Origin of the sequence: Streptomyces milbemycinicus (genome assembly GCF_002154605.1) — a bacterium.
Lineage (GTDB): Bacteria > Actinomycetota > Actinomycetes > Streptomycetales > Streptomycetaceae > Streptomyces > Streptomyces milbemycinicus.
Genome location: NZ_MUNE01000497.1, coordinates 1 through 23,226 on the forward strand (window position 1 = coordinate 1; position 23,226 = coordinate 23,226).

The window sequence follows — 23,226 nt, forward strand, 5'->3', positions numbered from 1 at the left end:
CCGCCACCGCCCTGGCCGCCGAGCACGTGGAGACCCACGCGGCGGCCCTCGGCATCAGCGGCTGAACCAGTCCTGCCCCCGGCCGGTGATCAGCGCGCCGCCGATCGCCAGGGGGAGCACCAGGCTGATGACCACGGAGGTCTCGCTCACGCCCTGAAGGCCCAGCCACACGGCCAGGATCCCGAACAACGCGCCCACCACGGCCAGCGTCTCGACGATGACGAACACGGTCCACACCCATCCGAACCGCTTCTGGGCGAACAGGCTGGAGACGGCCAGCAGCACCGCCACAGCGATGGAGAAGTACGCGAGCCCCCGCGCCAGACCGGGCGACGCGACCTCCTGGCCGTGGTCGAGCCGGCTGTCCACTTCGGACAGCACCGAGCCCCCGGCGACCAGGTTGGTCACGGCCTGAGCCCATACGCCCGCCACGGCGAACTTGACCCTGCCCGGCATGCGCTCCAGGACCTGAGCGGCCATCAGATCTCACCTTTCCCTCGATGCACCACATGCGCACCACATGCGCCGCATACGCCACATGCACCCCACGGCCGAGGCGGACCCCCGACACCTCCAGACCGTCCCGTACCCGGGTGGGGACCGGTCCCGGGCCCGGGGGTCGATCACCCGGATATGTGCACGGGCTCAGTCCTCGGACGTGCGGGGCGTTTCGGTGCGGTAGGAATGGCCCAGTTCAGGGCCGAGTCCGAAGTAGTGACGGAAGTTGTAGACGAGCGGGCTCCAGGCGGCGGGATCGACGTGGTCCGTGCCGGGCACGACGATGCGGGGGTCGGCGTGGACCTTACGCACCACGGCCTCGACAATGACGAACCCTCCGGCGACATCCGGCCGCACCCGCTCGGCGCGGGCCTCCAACTGGACGGGGCACTCGGCGACGCGCGGCGGCCGGACCACATCGGACGGTTCCTCGTGCAGTCCGGCCGCACCGAACTTGTCCGGCTCGAACCGGCACCCCTTCGCCTTGGTCGACGGCACCGGACTCCGCCCGGTGAGCGGCGCCAGCCGCTCCACCGCCTGCCACTGGTCCGGGGCGGGCAGATTGATCACGACATCGGGCCGGCCGCGGAGGTTCCGCGCAGTCTGGCCTTCCCGCCCCAGTCCGAGCACCACCGTGGACGTTTCGGCGGACGCCGAAGCGCCCGCCCGGCGGTCGTTGTCAGCGGTGGCTGAAACGATCGCGCCATGACAGATACTGCTGCCATCGCCGCCTACTGGGACGCCGCCGCGCCGGACTTCGACGACGAACCCGATCACGGCCTGCGGGCCGAGCACACCCGCCGGGCGTGGGCCCGCCTCCTGGAGAGCTGGATGCCTCCCGCCCCGGCCCGCGTGCTGGATGTGGGCTGCGGCACCGGCTCGCTCACACACCTGCTGGCAGCGGCCGGACACCACGTCACCGGCGTGGACCTCTCACCCCGTATGGTCGACCAGGCCCGGGCCAAGCTCACCGCCGCCGGCCTCACCGGCACCTTCCTCGTCGGGGACGCCGCCCAACCGCCCACCGGCGAAGACCGCTTCGACGCGCTGCTCTGCCGCCACCTGCTGTGGACCCTGCCCGACCCACACGCGGCCCTGCGCCAGTGGACCGCCCGGCTGCGCCCCGGCGGCACCCTCATCCTGGCCGAAGGCCGGTGGCGCGAGGCCGGACAGAGCGGCGTCCCGTACGTGGCCGGCGCCGAAACCCTGCCCTGGCACCAAGGGATCACCGCCGAAGACCTGACGGCCGCCGTCCGCCCCCTCGTAACCGAGCTGCGCATCGACGACCTCAGCGGCAACGGCGAGCTGTGGGGCGGGCCGGTGAGCGATGAGCGGTACGCCCTGATCGCCCGCATCTGAACCAGGGCGGCCCGAGGGCCGGGAAGGGAGTCGTGTGATGTTCAGCGGGATCAACGGCTCCGGAACCGGGAAACCGCGGGTAGACGATTGCCATCAGCGGTCGACCGCACACGGCGGTCGAGGGAAGGTCTAAGGGCGGGAATGGACAAGGTACTTGCGGGCCTGGACGAGGCGGTCGGCGCCGGGGATCCCTGGGAGGGCGTGGACGCGGAGGCCGTGGCGCGGGCGGCCCGGCGGCAGGGCGAGCGGCCCGTGCCCGGCGTCGAGGACATGGCGTCGTATCTCGCCGCCCAGGTGGCCGACGACTCCCACCGGGAGGTCATCGGCCCGCTGCTGGACGGCCAGGGCGCGAGCGGGGTCGTCGTCCGGCGCGGTGCGGTCCTCGCGTCCTGGGGGGATCCGACGCGCGTCGAGATGGCGTACAGCGCGACGAAGAGTGTGCTGGCTCTGGTGGCCGGTATCGCCCACGACGACGGGTTGCTGGTCCTCGACGAGCCGGTCGCGGTCCGCGTCGGGCTGCCGCAGTTCGCCGATGCCCATGGGCGGGGGATCACCTGGCGCCATCTGCTGGACCAGACGAGCCAGTGGGAGGGCGAGCTGTGGTCCAAGCCGACATCGGTGGACGCGCAGAGCACGCGGGAGGGCACCGAGTCGCCCGGTGGGCCGCCCGGTGAGGGCTGGGCGTACAACGACGTCCGCGTGAACCTCGCCGCCCTGGCGCTCACCGCCCTGTTCCGCCGGGCGCTGCCGGATGTCCTGCGGGACCGCGTCATGAACCCCATCGGCGCCTCGTCGTCCTGGTCCTGGCACGGCTACGCCAGTTCCTTCACGGACGTCGACGGCACCCGCGTGCCGGTGGTCTCCGGCGGCGCCCACTGGGGCGGGGGCCTGTGGATCAACGCGCTGGACCTGGCCCACCTCGGGCACCTGTGCCTGCGCGGCGGCCGATGGGGCCGGCGGCAGGTCCTCTCCGCCCGCTGGATCGAGCACATGTGGACCCCGTGCCGGCACAAGCCCAACTACGGCCTGTCCTGGTGGCTCAATGACCACCACACCGTATGGCCCACCGCCCCGGCGACCGGCCGCTGCGCCCGCGGCAATGGCGGCGGCCACCTGCTGTGGGTCGATCCGTCCCGCGACCTGGTCATCAGCTCCCGCTGGGGCGCGGAGGTCGAAACCCTGCTCGCCGCGGTCTCGCAGGCGGTCGAACCGGGCCCGCCCATCGTGTGAGGCCGCATGCCCGTTGATGGGCTGTTGACTCACCCATCTAGGGTTTCCTGGCGAACTGTTCACCGAACCGGGGGAGGTGTCGTGCGAGCGGCCGTACGTGCGGGGATAGCAGGCCACGCCGTCATGCTGACGGCCCTCCTCACCGGGTGCGGCAGCACAGAGGCGCCGCCTGATGCGCGGCGTCCGGCCGCGGCGGGGGACCCGTCGGGCACCCCCTCCACGGCGCCCGGCGTCGACGGCGAGGCCGACCCGGAACGGGTTTTCACCGCAACCGAGCTGAAGGCTGCCCTGCTGCCCGCCGCGGCGCTGGGCAGGCACGCGAAGGTCACCGGGACGTACCTGGGGCTCTTCGGCCGGTACGGGGGAGGCGACTGGACCCAGTGCGAGCCCGGGGACGACCTGCGCGTGGAGATGAGGGGCTTCGAGGGGGCCAGCGCCCAGCAGACCGTGCATCTTGCACGCGCCGCGGAGACCGGCCGGAGCGTCACCGTACAGCTGGTGTCGATGCCCGCCGGGCGCACCGAGCGCTATCTGGAGATCCGGCGCCGGCTCCACGAAGCCTGTCCGGACGTCACCGTCGACACGGAGGCCGCCCCCGTCCAGGAGCACCACGAGGCCCGGGAGCTCGCCGCCCTCGGCGACGAGGCGCTGCTGGAGATCTCGCGGCAAACCGGCAGTGACGAGTACGACGGCACTCCGTCCTACGCCGTCGACGTCCGCGTCGGAGGCGTGCTCGCCATCGTGACGTCCGGCGGTGACAAGGAAACCGGCATCTCGCTCGCCGCTCGGACCGCCCAGCGGATCCGCGCCGAGTTGTACGCGGCAGGCGGGACTTCGGACCGCGCCCTCGCCACCCGGTCGACGTTCCTGCCCTTCGGCGGCCCCACGGAGCGTGTCAGTTCGCCCGGCCGGCGGTCGTAGCGTCAAGGCGCTCCCAGAGACCGGCCAGGTGCGCGTGCAGGACCTCGTCGGCCTCCTCGGAGGTGAGGTGGCCGATGAGTACGTGGCTGGTGAGGCCGTCCGCGAGGGCGAGCAGGGCCCGGGCCTCGCGCCGTGGTCCGGGCGGCGCGGGGTCTTTGCCGACGGGGGCGCTGCCCGTGGCCTCCGTGGCCTCTGTGGCCTCCGTGATGAGGCGGGCGAAGAGGTCCTGGAGGGCCGCATAGCTGGTCCTGAGGGTGTCGGCGAGCGGCTCGCTGACGGCGGCCTGGGCGACGAAGGCGAGCCAGACCCGTGCCTCCGCGCGGTGTTCCTCGCGGAGCAGGGCAACCTCGGTGGCCGCGTGGCCCAGGGCGGTGGCGGGCGGCTGGGCCGGGCCGCCGCCCAGCCGCGTCCGCACGCGTTCGGTGATCCGCTCGCCGACGTAGCCGACGGCGAACAGGAGCATCTCCTCCTTGCTGCGGAAGCAGCGCTGAACAGCCCCCATGGAGACCTGCGCGACGGCGGCGACGTCGCGCAGGGTCACGCCCTCCAGCCCGCGTTCGTCGGCGATGAGGCAGATGGCCTCGGCGATCCGGCGGCGTCTGCCTTCGTGGTCCACCTGCCGTGGCATGCCCGGTCGTCTCCCCTGCCGTCTTTTCCGATGCGCTTGCATCGATCCTAGGCTACGGTTCCGATGCAAGCGCATCGAAACGTGTACGGGAAGGACAGGGGTCGTGCAGAACGCCCTGTGGAAGATGTCAGCCGCCGCCCAGGCGCAGGCAGTTCGCGACGGAGACATCTCGGCCGTGGAACTGGTCGACAGCCATCTGGACCGCATTGCCGAGGTCAACCCGCAGGTGAACGCGGTCACTCAGCTGTTGGCCCAGCGCGCCCGGGAGGCCGCGGCGCAGACGGACCGGAGGCGGGCCGCGGGCGAGCGGCTGGGCCCTCTGGCCGGCGTGCCGTTCACCGTGAAGGAGACCACAGCCGTCGAAGGCGTACCGACCACGCTCGGGTCCGCGCGCTTCCGCGACCTGGTGGCGCCGGCCGACGCGCCCCCGGTGGCACGGCTGCGTGCGGCGGGGGCGATACCGATCGGGCACAGCAACATGCCCACCCTCGTCCTGGCCGGCATGCACACCCGTAGCGAGTTGTTCGGCGACACCGTCAACCCGTGGGACCCGGCCCGGACCCCGGGAGGCAGCAGCGGCGGCGACGGGGTGGCCGTCGCCACCGGCATGGCCGCGCTCGGACTCGGCAACGACTCCGGCGGGTCGGTACGGATCCCGGCCTCGTTCTGCGGTGTGGCGGGGCTGAAGCCGACCACCGGGCGGTTTCCCGCCGACCACCGCGTCCTCGGCCAGGACGATCCCGGGCCCGCCTCCCAACTGCTGGTCACCGACGGGCCCCTGGCACGCGGCGTCGCCGACCTGCGGCTGGCGTACGAGGCGCTGGCCGGGACCGATCCGCGCGACCCGCGGGCCGTGCCCGTACCCGCATACGGTGAGCGGCTGCCGGGGCCGCTGAAGGTCGCGGTCGTCGCCGACCCCGGAGGCCACGGCGTCCACCCCACGGTGCGCGGGGCCGTCGCGACCGCGGCCGACGCGCTGCGGGACGCCGGGTACGACGTGCGGGAGGTGGCGGACGTTCCGCGGTTGGACGAGGCGCTGGAGGCGTACCACCGGATCACCGTGACCGAGTTCGCCCCGACCTGGCCGGCCGTGCGGAAGCTGCTCGGCGAAGGTGGAGACCGCTACATCGGGATGACCATGGAGCAGACCCCGCCCGCGACCGCCGAGGAGTTCATGAAACTGATGGGCGCCTGGTTCAGCATCCGCCGGTCCTGGGCGGAGTTCCTCGACGAGTACCCGCTGCTGCTGGGGCCGGTGTTCACCGAACCGCCCGTCGAGCCGGGGCTGGAGTCACGCGACAGGGCAGGACGGCAGCGGGTCGGGGCGGGTATGCGCCTGTGCTCGGTGACCAGCTTCGTGGGGGTGCCCGGGGTGGCCGTACCGACCGGATTGAGTGATGGGCTGCCGTCCGGTGTGCAGATCGTCGGGCGCGCGTTCCGGGAGGACCTGTGCCTGGCCGCCGCCCAGGAAATCGAGGACCGCCTCGGAGTGCTCACACCGGTCGACCCGCGCCGGCACTCCACAATGGGCCCATGAGCACCACCATCACCTTCGTCCGCGGCGACATCACCGACCAGCACGTCGACGCCATCGTCAACGCCGCGAACTCCTCCCTCCTCGGCGGCGGAGGCGTCGACGGCGCCATCCACCGCCGGGGCGGGCCCGAGATCCTGGAGGCGTGCCGGGCGCTGCGGGCGTCCCATTACGGCAAGGGGCTGCCGACGGGGCGGGCCGTGGCCACGACCGCGGGGCGGCTGCACTCCGAGTGGGTGATTCACACGGTGGGGCCCGTGTGGTCGGCCACTGAGGACCGCTCGGACCTCCTCGCCTCCTGCTACCGCGAATCGCTGCGGGTCGCCGACGAACTCGGCGCCCGTACGGTCGCGTTCCCGGCCATCTCGACCGGCGTCTACCGGTGGCCGATGGAGGACGCCGCCCGTATCGCCGTCGAGACGGTGCGAGCGGCGGAGACCGCGGTCGAGGAGGTCAGGTTCGTCCTCTTCGACGAGCCCGCGTACGCGGTGTTCGCCGCGCACGCGGGTTAGGGCGCGGTCGGGGCGATCAGCAGACCGCGGTCAGCAGGCAGCCGTTGCCCGCAAGGTCTCGCGATGCGCGCGGTTCGTGGCCATCAGCCCTTCGAGTGCGTCCCGGGTGTGGATGAGTTCGTCGATGTGGCGGGAGAGCCGGTCGTGCTCCTGTGCCATCCGCTCCAGCGCGGCGTCGGAATTCTCCTCGCTGGGCGCGTCGACACACGGCAGCAGTTCGTAGATAGTGCGGCTGGACAGACCCGCGGCATACAGCCGCTGGATGAACGTGACCCGTTCGACCTCGTCATCCGTGTAGTGCCGCTGCCCGCTGGCGCTGCGGGTACTGGTGAGCAGCCCCTGTTCCTCGTAGTAGCGCAGGGATCTGACGCTGACCCCGGCTCGTGCGGCGAGCTCCCCGATGCGCATGCCGTCCTCCCGACTGTGACCTGCGGCACAGAGCCTTGCCTCTGACATCCATGTGAGGTTTTAGCGTAACCGCCGAGCGCCCGAGAAGCGGGCGCCGCGGATCGCGGAGGAAACCCGACGTGACGACGACGACCCTTTTCGACAGCTATCGGCTCGGCGACCTGACGCTGCCCAACCGGGTGGTGATGGCCCCGATGTCGCGGATCCGGGCCGCCGACGGCGGTCTGGCGACGCCGTCGATGGCGACGTACTACGCGCAGCGGGCGACCGCCGGGCTGATCGTGACCGAAGGCGTGCAGCCGAGTCTGATCGGGCAGTCCAATCCGGGTACACCGGGGCTGCACACCGATGAGCAGGTCGCCGCGTGGCGCCCGGTGACCGCCGCCGTGCACACCAGCGGCGGCCGGATCTTCGCCCAGCTCATGCACGGCGGGCGGGTCTCGCACCCGGACACCACGGGTATGCGCCCGGTGGGGCCCTCGGCCGTCGCCGCCGTCGGCGAGGTGTTCACCCCGACCGGGCCCCAGCCCACGCCGACGCCGCGCGCCCTGGAGACCGCCGAGGTGCCCGAGCACGCCCGGTCGTACGCGCAGGCCGCCCGCCGTGCCATCGACGCCGGCTTCGACGGTGTCGAGCTGCACGGCGCCAATGGCTATCTGATCTCGCAGTTCCTCTCCTCGAACGCCAACCTGCGCACGGACCGCTACGGAGGCTCGGTCGCGGGCCGGATCCGGTTCGCCGTCGAGGCGGTGTCGGCGACCGTGGAGGCCGTCGGCGGGGCCAGGACCGGTATACGGCTCTCCCCGGGCGGGACGTTCTGGGGCGTGGCGGAAGCCGATGTTCCAGAGCTCTACACCGCGCTGCTGACCGAGCTGGCCCGGCTTGAGGTGGCGTACGTGCATCTCGAAGCCACCGCCGACGAGGAGGTGCTGGTGGGGCTGCGCCGTGCGTGGCCCGGCACCCTCATCATGAACCCGGTGCTTCCGATGGGCCCGAAGCAGACCGGGCGGACCGAGGCCGACCACTGGCTCGGGCTGGGGGCCGACCTCGTCAGCTTCGGCCGCGCGTTCATCGCCAACCCCGACCTGGTCGAGCGGCTGCGCACCGGGCTTCCGATCGCCCCCGCCGACGAGGCCACGTACTACCAGGGTGGCGACGCGGGTTATCTGACCTATTCGGCGTATCAGCACACCGTCTGACGCCAGGCCCGCCGGTACTCGCTCGGCGACACTCCGATGTGCCGGAGGAAGTGGTGACGGAGGTTGTTGGCCGTGCCCAGGCCGCTGAGTTCGCCGATCTTCTCGATGGGGAGGTCGGTCGACTCCAGCAGGGACTGGGCCCGCCCGAGGCGCTGGGTGAGCAGCCACTGCAAGGGCGTCGTCCCCGTGGCCGCCTGGAGCCGACGGTAGAAGGTGCGGGGGCTCATCGCGGCCCGCAGCGCCAAGTCCCGCACCGTCAGGGGCCGGTCGAGGTGGGAGCGGGCCCAGTCGAGTACGGGGGCCAGTGCGTCGTCGTCGGTCGCGGGCACGGACAGGTCGATGAACTGGGCCTGGCCGCCGGGCCGGTGGGCGGGCACCACCATGCGGCGGGCCAGCTGGTTCGCGACATGGGCGCCGAAGTCGCGGCGTACGAGGTGGAGGCAGAGGTCGAGCCCGGCGGTCAGGCCCGCGCTGGTGAGCACGTCGCCGTCGTCCACGTACAGCACCGAGTCGTCGACCCGCACCTTCGGGTAGCGCTCGGCGAGTTGGGCGGTGTGCTGCCAGTGGGCCGTGGCGGGCCGCCCGTCGAGGAGCCCGGCCTCGGCGAGCGCGAAGGCGCCGGTGCACAGGGAGACCATGCGGGCGCCCGCGTCGTAGGCCCGGCGCAGGGCCAGGATCAGCGCCTCCGGCAGGGGTTTGCCCTCTTCGACACAGGCGTCGGGCACCGACGGCACGATGACCGTGTCGGCTCCGACCAGGTCGTCGAGGCCGTGGCCGGTCCGCAGCACGAGCCCGGTGCCGGCGGCGGCGTCGGCGTCCTTGGGTCGCTCACCCTCTCCCGTGCCGCACAGCATCAGCTCGTACCAGGGGTCGGCCAGGTCGGCCTGCGCCTTCCCGAAGACGGTGCAGGGGATGCTCAGCTCGTAGAGGTCCCAGGAGGGGAGCCCGATCTCCTCGGTCACGACCACGGCCACGGAACCAGCGCTCATGCCTCGCAGCGTATGGCAGGAATTTGGTGATGGCCGTCATCGGTGTCACTGTCCGCGGCCGCCGGGCGCTGCGAGCGTGGGAGGTGAGTGATCAACCGCTGTGTGCGGACGTACGAGGAGTTGTGAGTTGAACGCTGACCACCAGGCCGTCACGGTCATCGGACTGGGCTCGATGGGCTCGGCGCTGGCCGCCGCGCTGCTCGACCGCGGCCACCGGACCACCGTGTGGAACCGCTCGGCGGACAAGGCCCGGCCGCTGGCCGGCCGGGGCGCCCGCCCGGCCGCGACGCCCGGGGAGGCGGTCGCGGCGAGCCCGCTGATCGTCGCCTGCGTACTGGACTACGAGGCGCTGCACACCGTCCTCGACCCCGTCGCCGACACCCTCGCGGGCAAGGTCCTGGTCAACCTCACCTCCGGCTCACCGGAGCAGGCCCAGGAGATGGCCGTTTGGGCCCGGTCCCATGACGCCGACTACCTCGACGGCGCGATCATGACCACCCCGCCCGGCGTCGGCAGCCCCGAGATGATGTTCCTCTACAGCGGTCCGCGCGCCGTCTTCGAAGCCCACCGGCCGACCCTGGCGGCCCTGGGCGACCCCCTGCACCTGTCCGACGACCCCGGCCTGGCCTCCCTCTACGACGCGGCCCTGCTCGGCCTGATGTGGTCCACCATGGCCGGCTGGCTGCACGGCACCGCGCTGGTCGGCGCCGAGAAGACGCCGGCCACGGCCTTCACCCCGGTAGCGATCCGCTGGCTGACCGCCGTGACCGGCTTCCTCACCACCTACGCACCGCAGGTGGACGCCGGCCGCTATCCGGGCGACGACGCGACCATCGACGTACAGATCGCGGCCATCGAGCACCTGCTGCACGCGGCGGCGTCCCGGGGCATCGACAACGCCCTGCCCGAGCTGCTGAAGTCCACCATGGAGCGGGCCAGGGCCGCGGGCCACGGCCCGGACAGCTTCGCGGGTGTGATCGAGGTCCTGCGGAAGCCGGCGGCCGACCAGTGACCACGACGGCCGCGGCCATCCCTCATCCCACCCCGGAAGCGATGCCCACCGCCGCCCCCTGGGCGGAGCTGCTGTCGGCCGCCGCCGACGACTGCCTGGCTGCTCTCCTCACCACCGCCGACCAGGACTGGTCACGCCCGGCCCACGGCCTCGACTGGACCTGCCGGGAGACCCTCGACCACCTCGCCCTCGGCCTGACCGGCTACGCCGGACTGCTCATCGCCCGGCCCCAGGACCGCTACATCACGCTCTTCGCCTCGCTCGATCCCGCGGCCCCGGTCCCCGCCTGTCTGGAGGGGATCCGGATCGCCGCGTCCCTTCTCACCTCCACCGTCCGGGACACGGCCGGCCAGGTGCGCGCCTGGCATCCCTGGGGGCACTCGGACGCCGCCGGGTTCGCCGCCATGGGCATCACCGAACTGCTCGTCCACACCCACGACATCACCCGCGCCCTCGGGCTTCCCTGGGCGCCGCCCGACGGCCCGGTCGGTGCCGCGCTCACCCGTCTCTTCCCCGGTGCCCCGGCGGGCAACAGCCCGTTTGACACCCTGTTGTGGTGCACCGGACGTATCCCGCTTCCCGGCCGTCCACGGCGCGCCGAGTGGCAGTGGGACGGAACACCCGAAGGAGACAGGAATGCCAGATCCGCGCCAGGCCCGCGTGTCCGACCACCCCGCGCTGGTGGAGTGCGTACAGACGTGGTGGGGTGACTCCCGCACGCCCCAGCAGGCCCGCGAGCTGTCGCTGTTGCTGCCGAAGCTGTTTCTGCAGTTCTTCTCCGGCACCAGCCTGGTACGGGAGGACGAGGCGGGGGCGGTCGAGGCGTTCCTGGTCGGCTTCTACTCCGGGGACAACGGCCACGAGGCGTATATCCACTTCGTGGGGGTGGACCCGCGACTGCGCGGGCAGGGCGTGGCGCGCGGGCTCTACGAGGCCTTCTTCCGGCGGGCCGCCGAGGCGGGCCGGACGGAGGTGCGCGCGATCACCTCGCCGGGGAACACCGGGTCCATCGCGTTTCACCGGGCCATGGGGTTCGAGTGCGAGGCGGGCGACCGCGAGGTCGACGGGGTGCCCGTGCACAGCGACTACGACGGCCGGGGGCAGGCCCGGGTGTGCTTCCGCAAGCGGCTCGACGGCGCAGCGGTGAGGGCGTTCACAACGCGATGACGTCGCGGTCGATCGAGGGCAGCTCCCAGGGTTCGAGCGTGCCGTCGCACAGCTCCGCGAGGAACTGGACGGCGCCGCCCGCGTAGTGCCACCAGCCGCCGTTGTGGGAAGCGACGGTCACCAGCCAGTCCTGCGGGCCGTCCCCGGTCGTGCTCCACAGGAACATGTCGCCCTGGTTCGACTCCGCCCACGGGAGCAGCCCGCCCGGTGCCGGATAGAGGCGGAGGCCGGCTGTCATGTCGTGTTCCCACCAGTCCTGGAGGTCCTCGGTCAGCGTCTCGCGGATGCCGGCGAGCTGGTGCCGCTCCTGTCCCGGCCCGGGGAGGCCGGCGAGGAGGAAGTCGCCGAGGACGAAGTTGGGGTACCACTCGGCGAGGCGCTTGTAGTCGGCGGGCAGGGCGGTGCCCAGGCCCTCCTCCAGCACCGCCCAGTCGAGCGCGACGGGCTCCGGCCTGCGGTGAGCCGCCAGGCCGGGCACGGCGCGCTCCAGTGCGGCGATCGCCTCGTCCGGATCGGTGAGGCGGCGCGCCGGGGTCTGGGTGCCGATCAGGTCGTCCGTCGGGTCGTCCGTCGGCTCGTGGGGCGGGGTGTCGGTCAGATGGCCGGTCATGGTGCACAGGGTGACACGCCGGTCGGACAGCGGCCCTGGCCGGAGCTGCCGCGCAAGGGAGCCGGGCGGCACCAACTCCCGTTCCAGAACGGCTGATTCCTGTTTCGGACTGCGATCAGTAGTTCACCTTCCCGTCATCTGATCAAGCCCGGAATGTGGGTTTCCGCGAGCACGCTGCCGCCGTGAGACGCATATTCGGAATCGTCCTGGCGGTTCTGCTGATCGGCGGCGTGATTGTCGCTGTCGTCGCGGGACGCGATAAGGACAAGGGCACGGCAACGACGACCGTGCGCGGAGTGATCGGGTCGGAGAAGGCCGAGTTCTTCGCCGACCCCGATGTGGTGAAGGCCCTCGCGGACAAGGGGGTCACCGTGAAGACGGAGACGTCCGGCTCCTGGGCGATGGAGAACCTTCCACTCAAGGGGTACGACTTCGCCTTCCCGAGCAGCGAGTCGCCCGCCGCCGAGCTGGCCCGGAAGGCCGGGGTGAACGGTACGCCGCTGCGGCCGTTCTACTCGCCGCTGGTGGTCGTCGCGCACCGCAACGCGGCCGGGGTGCTGGCCGACAACGGGCTCGCGACGCTGACCGGCAAGAACACCGGCACGCTGAAGATGGCCGCGTACCTCAAGGCCGCCAAGGAGGACCGCACCTGGCAACAGCTCAAGGGTTCGCAGAAGTACAGCGAGCTGAACGGCGTGGTGTCCGTCACCAGCACCGACCCCGCCCAGTCCAACTCGGGCGCGCTGTATCTGGCCGCCGCCTCGTACGTGGCCAACGGCGGCCGTATCGTCGCCAATGACGCGGATGTCGCCCGGACCACCCCGCTGCTGAAGAAGCTCATCAGCGTCCAGGGCGCCCAGCAGTCCAGCTCCGACGCCCCGTTCCGGGACTTCATCAGCGGGGCGGCCAATCCGCTGGTCCTGGTCTACGAATCGCAGGTCGCCTCGCTGCTGATGCAGAAGCAGGACGTCGGCGACATGGTCGTCCTCTACCCGGACGTCACGGTCAACAGCGACCACACCCTGGTGCCGCTGACCCCCGAGGGCCGCAAGCTCGGGGAGCTGCTGAGCGGCGACAAGAAGCTGCGCGAACTGGCCGTGCGGCACGGCTTCCGGCCGCAGGGCGCGGCGTCCGAGTTCATCGCCGCCACCGCGCCCCACACCGCGTACCTCAACCAGCGGCTGACCGGAGTCCGGCAGGCGCCCGTGCCCAAGGCCGAGGTGCTGCGGGACCTCGCGCGACGAGCCAGAAGCTAGGGACAGGGACAGGAGACCATCATGGCCACTGACAACAACGACGACCTGGTCCTCACCCCGCCCGAGCCCGTCGCCCCGGTGCCCAAGGAGAAGGCGGCCGGTCTGGTGCCGGTCGAGGACTCCGCACGGGAGGAGATGGAGCGCCGCGCCTCCGAGTACGTATCCACGCTGGCCGGTCTTGACGCCCGCTCCCCCGAGTTCGCCACCCGGATCGGCGAGATCACGGCGCTCGGCGCGGGCGAGATGCGCGGCGCCGCCCAGCAGTCCAACCGGATGCTGGACCGCACCGTGCGCTCCCTCGCCCAGGGCGACGGCGACGCCCAGACCCGGGTGTCCTCCTCGCTGGTCGAACTGCGCCGCACCGTCGAGGACCTGGACCCGCGCGACACCCAGCTGAAGGGCGCGCGCAAGCTGCTGTCCAAGCTGCCGGGCGGCAACAAGCTGCGCGACCACGTCGCCAAGTACGCCTCCGCCCAGGGCACCCTCAACAAGATCGTCGGCTCGCTGCGCGGCGGCCAGGACGAGCTGCGCCGCGACAACGCCGCCCTGCACACCGAGCGCGTCCGGCTGTGGGAGAGCATGGGCAAGCTCCAGGAGTACGCGGTGCTGGCCGACGCCCTGGACACGGCGGTCGAGCGGCAGATCACGGCCGTCGAGGCCACCGACCCGACGCAGGCGGACGCGCTGCGCGCCGATGTCCTCTTCCCCGTACGGCAGAAGCACCAGGACCTGCTGACGCAGCTCGCGGTGTGCGCACAGGGGTATCTGGCGATGGACGTCGTACGCCGCAACAACGAGGAGCTGATCAAGGGCGTCGACCGGGCCGCGACCACCACTGTCTCGGCGCTGCGCATCGCGGTGATGCTGTCCTCCGCGCTGGAGAGCCAGCGCAAGGTGACCGAGCAGGTCAACGCCCTGCGCGGAACGACCGAGGACCTGATCCGGGGCAATGCGGAGATGCTGGCCACCCAGAGCGGCGAGATCCAGCGGATCGCGGCCGACCCGGCGGTGGGCGTGGAGACGCTGCGCGGCGCGTTCCAGCAGATCTACCGGACGCTGGACGCGATCGACACCTACAAGGCGCGGGCGACCGAGTCGATGGCGACGACGGTGGAGGCCCTGACGGACGAGTTGCAGCAGGCGAGCGCGTATCTGGAGCGCACCCGCTCGGCGAGCGCGGCCGAGGGGAGCCTGCAGTGAACAGACCTGATGGCGCGTCTCGGGGCATGCCCCGGCGCGCCCTTATGGCCCTCGGCCTCGCCGCCGTCCTGCCGATGAGCGCCTGCACCTCGGAGGATGAAGACAACAAGGGGGGCAAGGGAGGCGGTAGGCGCGCCCCCGGCACCCTGCGGATCCTGGCGAGCAGCGAGCTGTCGGACATGAAGCCGGTGCTGGACGCGGCGCGCGAGGCGACCGGCGTCACCGTCGAGGCCACCTGGTCCGGCACCCTCGACGCGGTCGAGCAGGTGGCCTCCGGGAAGGCCGACGGGGCGTACGAGGCGATCTGGCTGTCGTCCAACGACTATCTGCGGCTGCGCCCGGAGACCGCCAAGAAGATCACCTCGGAGACGCCGGTGATGACCTCGCCGGTCGCCCTCGGCGTCAGGGCGGACGTGGTGCGGCGGCTGGGCTGGCATCCGGACCAGGTCACCTGGGCCCGGATCCACCAGGCGGTGGCCGACGGGAAGCTGACGTACGGGATGACCGACCCGGTGCGTTCCAACTCCGGCTTCTCGGCGCTCATCTCGATCGCCTCGGGGCTGTCCGGCGCCCAGTCGGCGCTGCGCGACGCGGACGTACGGAAGGTCACGCCGAAGCTGAAGGAGTTCTTCGCGGGGCAGAAGCTGACGTCCGGTTCGTCCGGGTGGCTGGCCCAGGCGTACACCCGGCGCGGCGACGTGGACGCCCTGATCAACTACGAGTCCGTCCTGCTGTCCCTGAACCGCGACCACCACACCGACCTGACGGTGATCCGCCCCCAGGACGGCGTGGTGACCGCCGACTACCCGCTCACCGCGCTCGCCTCCGCGCCCCAGGACGCGCGGGACTCGGTCCGCGCGCTCACCGAGTATCTGCGGTCCACCGAGGCCCAGCGGACGCTGACCGAGCGGACCTTCCGGCGGCCCGTCGTCACCTCCGTACGGCCCGCGGCCCCGCTGTCCGCCGCCAAGCGGCGCGAACTGCCCTTCCCCGGCACCCGGTCGGTGGCCGACGGGCTGCTCGCCGCGTACGAGAACGAGCTGCGGCGGCCCTCGCGGACGGTGTACGTACTGGACACCTCCGGCTCGATGGAGGGCGACCGGCTCGACCGGCTCAAGGCGGCGCTGACCCAGCTGGCCGGCGCGGACGGCGCGGCCACCGGGGAGCGGTTCCGGGACCGGGAGGAGGTGACGCTGATGCCCTTCGGCTCCGAGGTGAAGGCGGTCCGTACGCATACGGTGCCCGAGGACGACCCGGGCAAGGCGCTCGCCGCGATCCGCGCGGACGCCAAGGCGCTGACCGCCGACGGGGAGACCGCGATCTTCAGCAGTCTGCGGGCGGCGTACCGCCATCTCGCCGAGCGCGCCTCGGCCCTCGGGGACGACCGCTTCACCTCGATCGTGCTGATGACGGACGGGGAGAACACGGCCGGGGACTCCGCCGACGACTTCGAGTCCTTCTACCGCCGCCTGCCCGGGGCACAGCGGACGACCCCCGTCTTCCCGATCCTCTTCGGCGACTCCGACCGCGGCGAGCTGGAGAACATCGCCTCCCTCACCGGCGGCCGGCTCTTCGACGCGACCAAGGGCTCGCTGGACCAGGCCTTCGAGGAGATCCGTGGCTACCAATAAAGCCAGTGAGACCAATAAGGTCCTGCGCTATCTGGAGTCCCGTAAGAACATCGCCGGCAGCGCGGCGGGGGTCGCGGGCCTGGCCCTCACCTTCACCGGTCTCGCGGGCGCCTACTGGCCGGTGGTAGTGGTCGGCCTGTACGGCGCGGGCGCGCTGATCGCCCCGCCCGAGCGGCCCGCGGCGCCGGACTTCGCCGACCCGGCCCGCGAACTGGATGCCCTGCGGGAGGACTTCGCGCGGCTGCGGGACTATCTCGGCGAGGTCGAGCTGCCGCCCGCGGCCTCCGGCCGGCTCACCGAGCTGGACGGGCTGCTGGCGGCGCTGCTCGACCCGGAGCTGGCGGGCGAGGCGCTGATGCTCGACGCGGAGGGGACGTACGCGCTGTCGCGGATCATCCGCCTCGACGTCCCCGAGGCCGTCGACACCTATGCCCGCACCCGCTGGTGGACCCGGCTCACCCCCGGCACGGACCCGCCCGAGCGCCATCTGGAGCGCCAGTTGACGCTGCTGTTCGACGAGGCGAACGCGATGGCCTCGGCCCTGCGGGAGGCGGAATCCCGCCGTCAGCAGACGCATACCCAGTACCTGGAGGACCGGGGGCGCAACAGCTAAAGCTGCCAGGAGGGGGCGCCGGCGGGCGATCGGACGGCCGTTAGGATCCGATCGGCCCGGCGTGCACGGCGGGCCTCGGTACAACGGGGAGCACCACATGAAGAAAAGAACCGGCGGAATCGCCCTGGCCGCCGCCATCGCGACGGTATTCGCCACGGCCCAGACCGCGAGCGCCGCGAACGAGGGCGTGGGCTGGAAGCTGGAATCCGGCTCGCCGTACTACATCACAAATCTGCAGCACAACAGCACGTACACCCTCTCCTTCGTGACGCAGAAGTCGCAGAGCTGGCTCACTTCGTATCTGAAGGTTTCGGTCCAGCAGCTCAACGCCATGCCGGAGGTGAAGAACGCGGGAATCAAGTTCGTACTGTCCACCAAGATCGAGGGCGGGACGAATTACAACAACAAGAAGTACTGCGCCGGGCCGCAGAACCACATCATGTTTCTGCTGAAGTACCGGCCGATGGGGAAGGCGGGCATGTCGCACGCCCTTCCCTGCTACAACACCCGGAACCATTCCGCCTGGGGCGGATATGTCGAGATGGACACCGAGTACTGGACCAGTACGGGCAAGGAAAACACCTGGTTCGGCTCGAACAAGACCAAGGCTCATGCGATGACCACCAACGCGGTCACCCATGAACTGGGCCACATGATGGGTCTTGACCACCCGGACCCGTCCAAGTTCAGCCCGAACGAGAACCGGCCGGTCATGGCCTCGCCGAACGGCGGCTATCTGAACAGCAACGGCGGCAAGTTCACGGCCGCGGATCTGCGTGGCATCAGGAAGCTGGTCTCCAACGGCGCCTGACGCGCGAACAACGAGGCGGGGCCCCGCACATGGGTGCGGGGCCCCGGCCTGTTTCGGCGCGGCGTAACTGTCGCTCAGCCCAGTCGCTCGACGAGCGCGCGGTGCTCGTCCCACATCTCCTGCGGGGTGTGGTCGCCGAAGGTGCGCAGATGGTCGGGGACCAGCGCCGCCTCCTCGCGCCATACGTCCTTGTCGACGGTCAGCAGCAGGTCGAGGTCGGCGTCGGCGATGTCCAGGCCCTCGGTGTCCAGCGCCTCGCGGGTCGGCAGCACGCCGATCGCGGTCTCCACGCCCTCGGCCTTGCCGTCGAGGCGGTCGACGATCCACTTGAGCACACGGCTGTTCTCACCGAAGCCCGGCCACACGAACCGGCCGTCGGCGTCCTTGCGGAACCAGTTCACGTAGTAGATCTTCGGCAGCTTGGTCTGGTCGGCGGTCTTGCCGACCTTCACCCAGTGGGCCATGTAGTCGCCCATGTTGTAGCCGCAGAACGGCAGCATGGCGAACGGGTCGCGGCGCAGCTCGCCGACCTTGCCCTCGGCGGCGGCGGTCTTCTCGCTGGCCACGTTGGCGCCGAGGAAGACGCCGTGCTGCCAGTCGAAGGACTCGGTGACCAGCGGCACCGCGCTGGCGCGCCGGCCGCCGAAGAGGATCGCCGAGATCGGCACGCCCTTGGGGTCCTCCCACTCGGGCGCGATGATCGGGCACTGCCCGGCGGGCACGGTGAAGCGGGCGTTGGGGTGGGCGGCGGGGGTGCCGGACTCGGGCGTCCAGTCGTTGCCCTTCCAGTCGGTGAGGTGCGCGGGCGCGTCCTCGGTCATGCCCTCCCACCACACATCGCCGTCGTCGGTGAGCGCGACGTTGGTGAAGACCGAGTTGCCCCACAGGGTCTTCATGGCGTTGGCGTTGGTGTGCTCACCGGTGCCGGGCGCGACGCCGAAGAAGCCCGCCTCGGGGTTGATCGCGTACAGCTGGCCGTCCTCGCCGAACCGCATCCAGGCGATGTCGTCGCCGATGGTCTCGACCGTCCAGCCGTGGATGGTCGGCTCCAGCATGGCGAGGTTGGTCTTGCCGCAGGCGCTGGGGAAGGCCGCCGCGACGTACTTGGCCTCGCCGCGCGGCGGGGTGAGCTTGAGGATCAGCATGTGCTCGGCGAGCCAGCCCTCGTCGCGGGCCATGACGGAGGCGATGCGCAGGGCGTAGCACTTCTTGCCGAGCAGCGCGTTGCCGCCGTAGCCGGAGCCGTACGACCAGATCTCCCGGGCCTCGGGGAAGTGGGAGATGTACTTGGTGCTGTTGCACGGCCAGGGGACGTCGGCCTGACCGGGCTCCAGCGGGGCGCCGAGGGTGTGCACGGCCTTGACGAAGAAGCCCTGGTCACCGAGGACATCGAGGACGTCCTGGCCCATCCGGGTCATGGTGCGCATGGAGACGGCGACGTACGCGGAGTCGGTGATCTCGACGCCGACCGCGGACAGCGGCGAGCCGAGCGGGCCCATGCAGAACGGCACCACGTACATGGTCCGGCCGCGCATCGAACCCCGGAAGATGCCCTGCTCCCCCGAGAAGATCTCCCGCATTTCGTCCGGGTGTTTCCAGTGGTTGGTCGGGCCCGCGTCCTGCTCGCGCTCGGAGCATATGAAGGTGCGGTCCTCGACGCGCGCCACGTCCGTGGGGTCGGAGGCGGCGTAGTACGAGTTCGGCCGCTTGATCGGATCGAGCCGCTGGAACGTTCCCTTCTCCACGAGCTCCGCGCACAGTCGCTCGTACTCCGCCTCCGAGCCGTCGCACCACACCACCCGGTCGGGCTGGGTGAGCTCGGCGATCTCGCCGACCCAGGAGATCAGCTCCTGGTGGCTGGTGGGGGCTGCGGTGGTTGAGGAAGCCACATTGCTGGGCGCCACGATCGCTCCATTCCGCCGGGACCGCTCCGGTCCGGCGTCACTGATTGAGGGTTGGGCGGATATGTGCACTCATACCCGCCATATGCGATTTTGGACGTTTGGGAGTTATGGAGACAGCTACCCCTTGGGGGCTGCGACCCGGATGCTCAGCTCATCCGGTGCCGACCGCGCTCATTTGATCATCCGACGGCTCGGGCAATCTGTCCAGTGGGCACAGGGTGACCATCACCACTCGAAACAGGGGGGTAACCTACGGTGGCGTAGGTAGCATGTGCGCCATGACTGCCGCCGTGCCCGATCCCGCCGTTGACGCTCCGGTTGACACCACGACAGGGCCTCCGGCAGCTCCGCCGGTCCCCGTCAAGCCACGGCTGCGTGGGTGGCTGCACGCGGTCATGTTCCCCGCCGCGCTCATCGCCGGCGTGGTCCTCACCGCCCTCGCGGACAGCCCGCGCGGACGGCTGGCCTGCGGCATCTACACCCTCACCGCCTGTGCGCTGTTCGGCGTGAGCGCCCTTTACCACCGGGGCGACTGGGGCCCGCGCGCCGCGGCCGTGCTGCGCCGGCTGGACCACGCCAATATCTTCCTGATCATCGCGGGCACCTATACACCCTTCACGCTGCTGCTTCTGCCTGACGGCAAGCAGGAGTTGCTGCTGTGGCTGGTGTGGGCGGGGGCGCTCGCCGGGATCGCCTTCCGGGTCTTCTGGGTCGGCGCCCCGCGCTGGCTCTACACCCCCTGCTATATCGCCCTGGGCTGGGCCGCGGTCTTCTTCCTGCCCGACTTCCTGCGTACCGGCGGCATCGCCGTGATGACGCTGATCGTCGTCGGCGGGCTGCTCTACAGCGTGGGCGCGGTGATCTACGGCACCAAGCGCCCCAACCCCTCACCGCGCTGGTTCGGCTTCCACGAGGTGTTCCACTCCTTCACGCTGGCCGCCTTCGTCGTCCACTACGTGGGCATTTCCCTGGTGGCCTATCAGCACGCCTGACCCCCTCCATCCACTATCGATTGACAGCCCCCACCTTTTGAGAGTTACTGTCACTTGACGGTAACTCTCGGAGGTGTGCCTTGTCTGCTGTCTCCCCTGCCTCAGATGCCTCAGATGCCCCAGGTGTTCCGAATGCGCAGGACGTTCCGGACGCTCCGGACGCGCTGAATCCGCGTCGCTGGTGGGCGCTCGGGGCCCTCGTCGCGGCCCTGCTCGTACTCGGCTTCGATACGACGATCCTCAACATCGCCCTGCCGCAGATGGCCACGGCGCTCGGCGCCGACACCGGCGAACAGCAGTGGATCGCCGACTCGTACACCGTCGTCTTCGCCGCCGGAATGCTCCCCGCCGGTCTGCTCGGCGACCGGTTCGGCCGCCGCGCGATGCTGGTGACGGGCCTGGGGATCTTCCTGGTCGGCTCGGTCGTCGGCACCCTCGTGGACTCCGCGGCCCTCGTCATCGCCGCCCGCGTGATCATGGGCCTGGGCGCCGCGCTGGTCTCGCCGCTGTCCCTGGCCGTCGTACCCACCTTCTTCGGCCCCGAGGAGCGCGCCAAGGCGATCGGCGCCCTCAGCGCGGCCGCGGCGCTCGGCATGCCGCTGGGGCCGCTGGTCGGCGGCTGGCTCCTGGACCACTTCTGGTGGGGCTCGGTCTTCCTGATCAACATCCCCATGGCCGCGATCGCCATGGTCGTCTGCCTGTTCCTGCTCCCCGAGACCCGCGACCCGGCCGCCCCCAAGGTCGACGTCGTCAGCACCGCGCTGAGCGCCGGCGGGCTCTCCGCCCTCGTCTACGGCTTCATCGAGGCCCCGCACCGGGGCTGGTCCGACCCGCTCATCTGCACCATGTTCGGCGCGTCGGCGGCGCTGCTGACCGGCCTCGTACTGCGTGAGCGGCAGGCCGTACGCCCCATGCTCGACCTGCCCCTGCTGCGCCGGCCCGCCTTCCTGTGGAGCGCCGTCACCGCCACGCTGGTGAGTTTCTGCCTGCTGGGCCTGCTGTTCGTCCTGCCGCAGTACCTCCAGGCCGTGCTCGGCTACGACGCCTTCGGCACCGGGCTGCGGCTGCTGCCCATGATGGGCGGGCTGCTGATCTCCGCCCGCGCGGCCGCCCCGCTCGCCGCGCGCTTCGGCGCCCGGCCCGTCATCTCCGGCGGGCTGCTGGTGATCGCCGCGGCCGCGTTCCTGGGCTCACGCACCGAGGTGGACGACGGCTACGGCATGACCGCGCTCTGGCTGTCCCTCACCGGCCTGGGCTTCGGCTTCGGCATCGTCCCGGCCATGGACGCGGCCCTCGGCTCGCTGCCCAAGGACCGTGAGGGCACCGGCTCGGGGCTCCTCATGACACTGCGGCAGGTCGGCGGCGCCCTCGGGATCGCCCTGCTCGGCAGCCTGCTCGCGGACGCGTACGACGACCGGCTGGACACCACCGGACTGCCGCCGGGCGCGGCGGATGTCGCCGGCGACTCGGTCACCGCCGCCCGGCTGCTGGCCGAGCGCCTGCACAGCCCCGAACTCGCGGCCTCCGCCGACCGGGCCTTCGTCCACGGCATGGACCTCACCCTGCTGATCACCGCCGCCGTCTCGCTCGCCGCGGCTGTCCTGACGGCGCTCTTCATGCCGGGTCGAGGCGCGCGGGGCCCGGGGCAGGATGCTCAGGAAACACGGGGCGCAGCGGACACCGAGGCACCGGCCATGGCCCAGGAGCGCACCGATGCCCGACAATGAGTTTCATGGCACGTACCACCCCCACGGCCCCGCCCAAGCTCGGACTGCGTGAGCGCAAGAAGATCCAGACCCGGCAGGCGATCCGGCGCGCCGCGTACCAGCTCTTCCAGGAACAGGGGTACGACGCCACCCCGGTCGACCAGATCGCGGAGGCCGCGGACGTCTCCCCGAGCACGGTCTTCCGCTACTTCCCCACCAAGGAGGACATCGTCCTCACGGACGAGTACGACCCCCTCATCCTGGAGGCGCTGCGCGCCCGGCCCCTCGACGAGCCGCCGGTGGCCTCTCTGCGCCACGCCCTCGTCGATCTGATCCGCCAGTACGCCGAGGACGCCCGCGGGGAGTTGGAGATCAGGCTGACGCTGATCCGACAGGTCCCGGCGCTGCGCGGGCGGATGAGCGAGGGCATGACCCGGACCCGCGACATGCTCGGCGAGGTGCTGGCCGAGCGCAGCGGGCGGGCGGCGGACGACCTCGACGTGCGGGTGGTCGTGGCGGCCGTCCTCGCGGCGGTGCAGGAAGCGATCTTCTATTGCTTCGACCGCGGGCGGATCGAGGACGTGGAGAAGGAGATCGACCGCGCGCTGGACGTCCTGGCCCGCGGTCTGCCCCTGTAGCCCCCGCTCCGGCCCCGGGCGTTACCCCAGCTTCCCCGCCAGCGTCCCCACGTCCGCCGTGGGGGCGTCACAGGTGAACCGGCGGCATACGTACGCCGCGGGCCGCCCCTCCAGCAGCGGGCGGTCCAGCAGCAGCGGCACCTCCCGGGAGCCGGGCTCGCCGACCGCGACCACCGCCCCGGGCGCGGTGCCCAGGAGAGCGGCCCGGTGCAGGGCGCGGGTCGCCGGGTCGCCGTCGGGGCCGACGACGGCCACCTCGCGCGGCCCGTCCAGCAGCGCCTCGGCCACCGCGAGCCCCCAGCCGATGAACCGCGGCACCCGCGCCCCGAGCGCCTGCACCACCCCGAGCGCGCGCTCGGCCGCCTCCCGGGGGCGGTCCTCGCCGGTGACGGCCGCGTACGACAGCAG

At 71.5% G+C, this 23,226-nt stretch carries 24 protein-coding genes and 1 pseudogene; 17 read left to right on the forward strand and 8 right to left on the reverse strand.

Annotation, left to right across the window (positions count from 1 at the left end; genetic code table 11):
• Positions 1-54: 54 nt before the first annotated feature.
• Together CCN51_RS35265 and CCN51_RS35270 are read right to left on the reverse strand one after the other, a co-directional pair.
• Positions 55-480, reverse strand: a complete 426-nt coding sequence (locus tag CCN51_RS35265) for a hypothetical protein (RefSeq protein ID WP_014176833.1) — start codon at positions 478-480, stop codon at positions 55-57.
• Positions 481-645: 165 nt separating this feature from the next.
• Positions 646-1,212, reverse strand: coding sequence for a flavin reductase family protein (locus CCN51_RS35270; protein ID WP_055414202.1), 567 nt, complete (start codon positions 1,210-1,212; stop codon positions 646-648).
• Here CCN51_RS35270 and CCN51_RS35275 point away from each other — a divergent pair.
• From CCN51_RS35275 to CCN51_RS35285, 3 genes are all read left to right on the forward strand, one after another.
• Positions 1,204-1,857, forward strand: coding sequence for a class I SAM-dependent methyltransferase (locus CCN51_RS35275; RefSeq protein WP_014176835.1), 654 nt, complete (start codon positions 1,204-1,206; stop codon positions 1,855-1,857). The genes CCN51_RS35270 and CCN51_RS35275 overlap by 9 nt on opposite strands.
• Positions 1,858-1,998: 141 nt before the next feature.
• Entirely contained in the window at positions 1,999-3,087 is a 1,089-nt protein-coding gene (locus tag CCN51_RS35280; protein WP_014176836.1) for a serine hydrolase domain-containing protein, read from the forward strand.
• 81 nt (positions 3,088-3,168) lie between these two features.
• Positions 3,169-4,008 (forward strand): hypothetical protein, encoded by an 840-nt coding sequence (locus CCN51_RS35285; RefSeq protein ID WP_143675984.1) that lies wholly within the window; start codon positions 3,169-3,171, stop codon positions 4,006-4,008.
• On the opposite strand, the gene CCN51_RS35290 is transcribed toward CCN51_RS35285, so the two are convergent.
• Entirely contained in the window at positions 3,983-4,636 is a 654-nt protein-coding gene (locus tag CCN51_RS35290) for a TetR/AcrR family transcriptional regulator (RefSeq protein ID WP_014176838.1), read from the reverse strand. The genes CCN51_RS35285 and CCN51_RS35290 overlap by 26 nt on opposite strands.
• 103 nt (positions 4,637-4,739) lie before the next feature.
• Between CCN51_RS35290 and CCN51_RS35295 the strand changes: the two genes are divergently transcribed.
• Both CCN51_RS35295 and CCN51_RS35300 read left to right on the forward strand, forming a co-directional pair.
• The gene (locus tag CCN51_RS35295) at positions 4,740-6,173 is read left to right on the forward strand and encodes an amidase (RefSeq protein WP_014176839.1); all 1,434 of its coding nucleotides are present in this window, start codon (positions 4,740-4,742) and stop codon (positions 6,171-6,173) included.
• Positions 6,170-6,682, forward strand: a complete 513-nt coding sequence (locus CCN51_RS35300; RefSeq protein ID WP_014176840.1) for an O-acetyl-ADP-ribose deacetylase — start codon at positions 6,170-6,172, stop codon at positions 6,680-6,682. Before CCN51_RS35295 ends, CCN51_RS35300 begins: the two co-directional genes overlap by 4 nt.
• 30 nt (positions 6,683-6,712) lie before the next feature.
• Here CCN51_RS35300 and CCN51_RS35305 read toward each other — a convergent pair whose 3' ends face one another.
• Entirely contained in the window at positions 6,713-7,090 is a 378-nt protein-coding gene (locus CCN51_RS35305) for a MerR family transcriptional regulator (protein WP_014176841.1), read from the reverse strand.
• 119 nt (positions 7,091-7,209) lie between these two features.
• Between CCN51_RS35305 and CCN51_RS35310 the strand changes: the two genes are divergently transcribed.
• The gene (locus CCN51_RS35310) at positions 7,210-8,289 is read left to right on the forward strand and encodes an alkene reductase (protein ID WP_014176842.1); all 1,080 of its coding nucleotides are present in this window, start codon (positions 7,210-7,212) and stop codon (positions 8,287-8,289) included.
• Here CCN51_RS35310 and CCN51_RS35315 read toward each other — a convergent pair.
• The gene (locus CCN51_RS35315; protein ID WP_405385161.1) at positions 8,274-9,257 is read right to left on the reverse strand and encodes a GlxA family transcriptional regulator; all 984 of its coding nucleotides are present in this window, start codon (positions 9,255-9,257) and stop codon (positions 8,274-8,276) included. The two genes, CCN51_RS35310 and CCN51_RS35315, sit on opposite strands and share 16 nt — an antisense overlap.
• A 148-nt stretch (positions 9,258-9,405) precedes the next feature.
• Here CCN51_RS35315 and CCN51_RS35320 point away from each other — a divergent pair, with 148 nt between their 5' ends.
• Genes CCN51_RS35320 through CCN51_RS35330 form a run of 3 tightly spaced genes read left to right on the forward strand, consistent with a single transcriptional unit; the run spans position 9,406 to position 11,457 of the window.
• A complete protein-coding gene (locus CCN51_RS35320; protein ID WP_014176844.1) occupies positions 9,406-10,290 on the forward strand; it encodes an NAD(P)-dependent oxidoreductase in 885 nt (294 codons plus the stop codon).
• A 41-nt stretch (positions 10,291-10,331) separates the two neighbouring features.
• Complete coding sequence (locus CCN51_RS35325) at positions 10,332-11,000, forward strand: maleylpyruvate isomerase N-terminal domain-containing protein (RefSeq protein WP_238545378.1); 669 nt, start codon at positions 10,332-10,334, stop codon at positions 10,998-11,000.
• Positions 10,927-11,457, forward strand: coding sequence for a GNAT family N-acetyltransferase (locus CCN51_RS35330; protein WP_014176846.1), 531 nt, complete (start codon positions 10,927-10,929; stop codon positions 11,455-11,457). Before CCN51_RS35325 ends, CCN51_RS35330 begins: the two co-directional genes overlap by 74 nt.
• Here the strand turns inward: CCN51_RS35330 and CCN51_RS35335 are convergent.
• Positions 11,444-12,067, reverse strand: coding sequence for an SMI1/KNR4 family protein (locus CCN51_RS35335; protein WP_106436618.1), 624 nt, complete (start codon positions 12,065-12,067; stop codon positions 11,444-11,446). The genes CCN51_RS35330 and CCN51_RS35335 overlap by 14 nt on opposite strands.
• 155 nt (positions 12,068-12,222) lie before the next feature.
• Here CCN51_RS35335 and CCN51_RS35340 point away from each other — a divergent pair, with 155 nt between their 5' ends.
• The 5 genes from CCN51_RS35340 (at position 12,223) to CCN51_RS35360 (ending at position 17,578) form a co-directional block, all read left to right on the forward strand.
• Positions 12,223-13,323 carry a substrate-binding domain-containing protein gene (locus CCN51_RS35340; RefSeq protein ID WP_014176848.1) on the forward strand — a complete coding sequence of 367 codons (1,101 nt, stop codon included), beginning with the start codon at positions 12,223-12,225 and terminating at the stop codon, positions 13,321-13,323.
• A gap of 21 nt (positions 13,324-13,344) precedes the next feature.
• Complete coding sequence (locus CCN51_RS35345) at positions 13,345-14,523, forward strand: toxic anion resistance protein (protein WP_014176849.1); 1,179 nt, start codon at positions 13,345-13,347, stop codon at positions 14,521-14,523.
• 44 nt (positions 14,524-14,567) lie between these two features.
• Positions 14,568-16,154 (forward strand): substrate-binding and vWA domain-containing protein, encoded by a 1,587-nt coding sequence (locus CCN51_RS35350; protein ID WP_014176850.1) that lies wholly within the window; start codon positions 14,568-14,570, stop codon positions 16,152-16,154.
• The gene (locus CCN51_RS35355; RefSeq protein ID WP_014176851.1) at positions 16,141-16,767 is read left to right on the forward strand and encodes a hypothetical protein; all 627 of its coding nucleotides are present in this window, start codon (positions 16,141-16,143) and stop codon (positions 16,765-16,767) included. The genes CCN51_RS35350 and CCN51_RS35355 overlap by 14 nt, the downstream gene beginning before the upstream one ends.
• A gap of 97 nt (positions 16,768-16,864) precedes the next feature.
• A complete protein-coding gene (locus CCN51_RS35360) occupies positions 16,865-17,578 on the forward strand; it encodes a zinc metalloprotease (RefSeq protein ID WP_014176852.1) in 714 nt (237 codons plus the stop codon).
• A 74-nt stretch (positions 17,579-17,652) separates the two neighbouring features.
• Here CCN51_RS35360 and CCN51_RS35365 read toward each other — a convergent pair whose 3' ends face one another.
• Positions 17,653-19,482 carry a phosphoenolpyruvate carboxykinase (GTP) gene (locus CCN51_RS35365; protein ID WP_014176853.1) on the reverse strand — a complete coding sequence of 610 codons (1,830 nt, stop codon included), beginning with the start codon at positions 19,480-19,482 and terminating at the stop codon, positions 17,653-17,655.
• 278 nt (positions 19,483-19,760) lie between these two features.
• Here CCN51_RS35365 and trhA point away from each other — a divergent pair, with 278 nt between their 5' ends.
• The 3 genes from trhA to CCN51_RS35380 all read left to right on the forward strand — a co-directional run bounded on the left by trhA (position 19,761) and on the right by CCN51_RS35380 (position 22,818).
• Positions 19,761-20,474, forward strand: coding sequence for a PAQR family membrane homeostasis protein TrhA (trhA, locus tag CCN51_RS35370; protein ID WP_043486925.1), 714 nt, complete (start codon positions 19,761-19,763; stop codon positions 20,472-20,474).
• 164 nt (positions 20,475-20,638) lie between these two features.
• Positions 20,639-22,201 (forward strand): MFS transporter, encoded by a 1,563-nt coding sequence (locus CCN51_RS35375; RefSeq protein ID WP_043490356.1) that lies wholly within the window; start codon positions 20,639-20,641, stop codon positions 22,199-22,201.
• A gap of 5 nt (positions 22,202-22,206) precedes the next feature.
• Positions 22,207-22,818, forward strand: coding sequence for a TetR/AcrR family transcriptional regulator (locus CCN51_RS35380; RefSeq protein ID WP_014176856.1), 612 nt, complete (start codon positions 22,207-22,209; stop codon positions 22,816-22,818).
• 21 nt (positions 22,819-22,839) lie between these two features.
• On the opposite strand, the pseudogene CCN51_RS58200 reads toward CCN51_RS35380, so the two are convergent.
• Positions 22,840-23,226, reverse strand: a pseudogene (locus tag CCN51_RS58200) (hypothetical protein); the annotation flags it as partial.

Bases quoted from the DNA above. Each gene is read 5' to 3' on its own strand.
- CCN51_RS35265 (WP_014176833.1), bottom strand. From the start codon at position 480: ATGGCCGCTCAGGTCCTGGAGCGCATGCCGGGCAGGGTCAAGTTCGCC.
- CCN51_RS35275 (WP_014176835.1), top strand. From the start codon at position 1,204: ATGACAGATACTGCTGCCATCGCCGCCTACTGGGACGCCGCCGCGCCG.
- CCN51_RS35280 (WP_014176836.1), top strand. From the start codon at position 1,999: ATGGACAAGGTACTTGCGGGCCTGGACGAGGCGGTCGGCGCCGGGGAT.
- CCN51_RS35290 (WP_014176838.1), bottom strand. From the start codon at position 4,636: ATGCCACGGCAGGTGGACCACGAAGGCAGACGCCGCCGGATCGCCGAG.
- CCN51_RS35300 (WP_014176840.1), top strand. From the start codon at position 6,170: ATGAGCACCACCATCACCTTCGTCCGCGGCGACATCACCGACCAGCAC.
- CCN51_RS35305 (WP_014176841.1), bottom strand. From the start codon at position 7,090: ATGCGCATCGGGGAGCTCGCCGCACGAGCCGGGGTCAGCGTCAGATCC.
- CCN51_RS35325 (WP_238545378.1), top strand. From the start codon at position 10,332: ATGCCCACCGCCGCCCCCTGGGCGGAGCTGCTGTCGGCCGCCGCCGAC.
- CCN51_RS35330 (WP_014176846.1), top strand. From the start codon at position 10,927: ATGCCAGATCCGCGCCAGGCCCGCGTGTCCGACCACCCCGCGCTGGTG.
- CCN51_RS35335 (WP_106436618.1), bottom strand. From the start codon at position 12,067: ATGACCGGCCATCTGACCGACACCCCGCCCCACGAGCCGACGGACGAC.
- CCN51_RS35345 (WP_014176849.1), top strand. From the start codon at position 13,345: ATGGCCACTGACAACAACGACGACCTGGTCCTCACCCCGCCCGAGCCC.
- CCN51_RS35350 (WP_014176850.1), top strand. From the start codon at position 14,568: ATGGCCCTCGGCCTCGCCGCCGTCCTGCCGATGAGCGCCTGCACCTCG.
- CCN51_RS35360 (WP_014176852.1), top strand. From the start codon at position 16,865: ATGAAGAAAAGAACCGGCGGAATCGCCCTGGCCGCCGCCATCGCGACG.
- trhA (WP_043486925.1), top strand. From the start codon at position 19,761: ATGACTGCCGCCGTGCCCGATCCCGCCGTTGACGCTCCGGTTGACACC.
- CCN51_RS35380 (WP_014176856.1), top strand. From the start codon at position 22,207: ATGGCACGTACCACCCCCACGGCCCCGCCCAAGCTCGGACTGCGTGAG.